The organism is Chitinophagaceae bacterium (genome assembly GCA_030053935.1).
Lineage (GTDB): Bacteria > Bacteroidota > Bacteroidia > Cytophagales > JASGCU01 > JASGCU01.
Genome location: JASGCU010000045.1, coordinates 7,537 through 10,695 on the forward strand (window position 1 = coordinate 7,537; position 3,159 = coordinate 10,695).

The 3,159-nt window shown below is 30.6% G+C and carries 2 protein-coding genes; one reads left to right on the forward strand and one right to left on the reverse strand.

Going from position 1 to position 3,159, the window contains the following annotated elements; all coding sequences use genetic code 11:
• Positions 1–2,085: GLUG motif-containing protein (locus tag QM536_05965; protein ID MDI9356555.1), on the reverse strand; the 2,085-nt coding region annotated here is incomplete at its 3' end.
• Positions 2,086–2,694: 609 nt separating this feature from the next.
• Between QM536_05965 and QM536_05970 the strand changes: the two genes are divergently transcribed.
• Positions 2,695–2,865 (forward strand): hypothetical protein, encoded by a 171-nt coding sequence (locus QM536_05970; GenBank protein ID MDI9356556.1) that lies wholly within the window; start codon positions 2,695–2,697, stop codon positions 2,863–2,865.
• Positions 2,866–3,159: the final 294 nt, after the last annotated feature.

Genomic DNA, 3,159 nt, shown 5'->3' on the forward strand with positions numbered 1-3,159 from the left:
TAATACAAATGGTGCATCTCCAAAAGTTCTATCTGGGAGTGAACCAAAACTTATACTCTGAGATCTTTTTTGAATAGTAAGTATTTGTGTTTGAGATGCAAAAGTTACCGTATCATTTTCTATACTATAAGCAGTAATATTCACCGTGCCTCCTGCTTTTATAGTAGCTGTATTATTATCTATACTTATACGAGTATTAGAAGCAGAAAATAACACAGGTAATCCCGCAGAAGATGTTGCCGATAATACAAAAGGAGCATATCCAAAAGTTCTATTTCCAATAGATATAAAAATAACTGTCTGTGCTCCCTTTACTCCATTTTGAATATTGGTAATGGTATAGGGACTCGTTATATTGGTAGTACCTATAATATTGGCAGTAAAGTTTACTCCTCCTACGTTAAGAGTAGCTCTCGTCGTATCGGTTCCTCGTATTACATTTGCTACGGTGCTATTAGTTATTATATTTGTAACAGTGGGGACTGTTTGAGTAAAATAGACACCATTGACAGTAATTCTTGCTCCTTTATTAATTTTTGGTAAAGAATCCTTTGTATATGTAAAACCCGGTCCTAATTCTCGGATGCTATCTGTTGCTAATCCTGTAGGGCTTTCCAGAGTGTCAAGAGTAAAACCTCTTAGATATTTAACAGAAACAGAGCCTGTACTATTACCTATTGCTATTTTATTATTATTACTTCTTGCTGTTCCATTTTCTGTTTGGGTAGCATTCTTATTCCAATAGGCATGTCTTATAGTTCCATTCTCATTAATTCCGACTAATCCGCCGGTATAAACTACTCCAGTACCAACCGGAGGAGGATTAGAACCTGAGACATCGCCTGTAGCATAACTTTGGTATATGGATCCTTTATTCTGTCCTGCTAATCCACCGACTCCAAAAGTACCGTCTGTAGTTCCCGTAGCATAGCTTTGGCTTATAGTTCCTCCATTACCTCCCACCAATCCACCTATATAATCAGAAGAACCTGAGACATATCCTCTAGCATTGCTTTGATTTATTGTTCCATAACTATCATTATATCCAACTAATCCGCCAATAAACAAGGCACCTGATGCATTTGCACTACTATAGCTTCGGTGTATTGTTCCATTATTATATCCCACTAATCCACCTATACTTTCAAAACCATGGTTAGATCCTGTAGTATAGCTTTGGCTTATAGTTCCATCATTATATCCCACAAGCCCGCCGACAGTAAAGTTACCTGATACAGATACGTTCCTGATACCTATATTCCTGATAATGCTACTACTTTCTGCAGCTCCGAAAAGACCTGTATCGTCGGTAGATACGTTTATAAAGAGATTATCTATAGTGTATCCATGTCCCTCAAAGGTAGCATTAAAATATACAGTAGAAGTATTTCCAATAGGATTCCATCCATTTCCTGTTTTTTTGGTAAAGGCAGCAAGTTTTCCTGTGGTATCTCTATAAGAAGAGGGACTATTAAAATCCAAACTTCTCGTGAGTTCATACCCATTACAAGTACCTATGCTACAGGTACCGGTGAGGTTATATCTGATGGAGTCCAATTGATTTATGGTGCTTATTTCTATGAGACCGTCACTGTCTCTATCTCTGTATGTTTGGGCGTTGGCAGAGAGTGTTCCACATAATAAGGATATGCAAAATGCAGTAGCTATAGTAATATTCATTGTGTTGGTAATGGATTTTGTTTTCATAGTATTTATATTTTTAATTGGTGAAAAAAGGTTGATTATAAAGTTTTTAATTTCTTGTTTAAAGAATACGGGAATAGACATTACTAATCCACTTACTATAGCAATGAAAATATATTGAAACATATCAAAATAGAATCCGATTGTATCTACTTTTTTTTCTATGGCATCCATTCTTTTATTTACTTCATCAAATCTTTTGTTTATTTCTGCTTTGAATTCTTTTAGTTCTGCTTTTATTTCTGCATGGTTTTGCTCCATCATTTTTAATACAAGTGTTGTTTCGGCGCAGATTGTGTTTTCTATTGGTTTGGCTTGAATTCCTAATGCAACGCATCCAAATATTCCTACTGCTACTGCTGTTTTATATATTGTATTCATTGTTTTATTTTGTTTTATTGTTTTTTTATGTATTGTATTTCCAATATATTAATGATGTATTTGTCATGTTTCATTATATTATTTTACAAAAATAAATTAAACATTGAATACAAAACATTTTTTTTGAAATTTTCCACAAGTTATTTTTTTTGAATTTTACTTAAAAAAACAAAAAAAAATGTTAGTATTTGTTAATAAATAATTTTATAGCAAAAAACCTTATAATTTTAATGTAGGTGGTTTTAATGTCATGTTTTATAACATTATTTCTAAAAAGTACTTTTGAAACATTTTTAAAGTAAGTATTTTTTTGCAAATTATAAAGAAAAATATTTTATACTATTTTTTTCTTTTTTTTAATATTTTTTCATAAACAAAAAAATATCCTTTCTTATTTAAGAGAGAATTTTTTTAATATTTCTTGATTGTATTTGTGATTATTTCTAAATATTTCATCTTTTTGTTTGAGGAATCCTGTTCTATACAGATTGGCTATTTTTAGAAATTCTTTTTTAGCATACTCTTTTTAGGGGTATTATTTTTTTTGTTGTCTTTAGTAGTGAAATCAAAAAATAATTATAATAATTTCATAACTTAATACATATAAAAATGATATTCAAAAATAAAGTGTCACAAGGATTATTAGATATTATACAAAAAAAGGAGAGAAAAGGTTCTCTTCGTAATGTGCATCACTGCCATTGGGATAGCAACTCTCGCACAAAGTATTTCAATACATTTTATTATGCTCAGTTATTAAGTTCTTCACGCAGTAACTGATACTTCCCCTATTCTTTCTTTTATATATAGCATATAAGTATTCTAAAATTTTTGGTAAGCATTTATCTAAGAAGTTACTATTTTTAATAGTGTACTGGTTTAATTGAATAGTTAATGGGAATATTATTTCGTTTTATTTTTTACTGTTATTCAAAACCTTTACAACAAATTCGACTGGTATTTTTAATTCAAGGGCAATTATGTTTGGGTCTTTGATATACTTAGATAAAGTTACAATGCTATTTTCAATAGTTTTATCTTTTTCTTCTATAGTTTTATCTTTTTCTTCTATAG

Bases quoted from the DNA above. Each gene is read 5' to 3' on its own strand.
- QM536_05970 (MDI9356556.1), top strand. From the start codon at position 2,695: ATGATATTCAAAAATAAAGTGTCACAAGGATTATTAGATATTATACAA.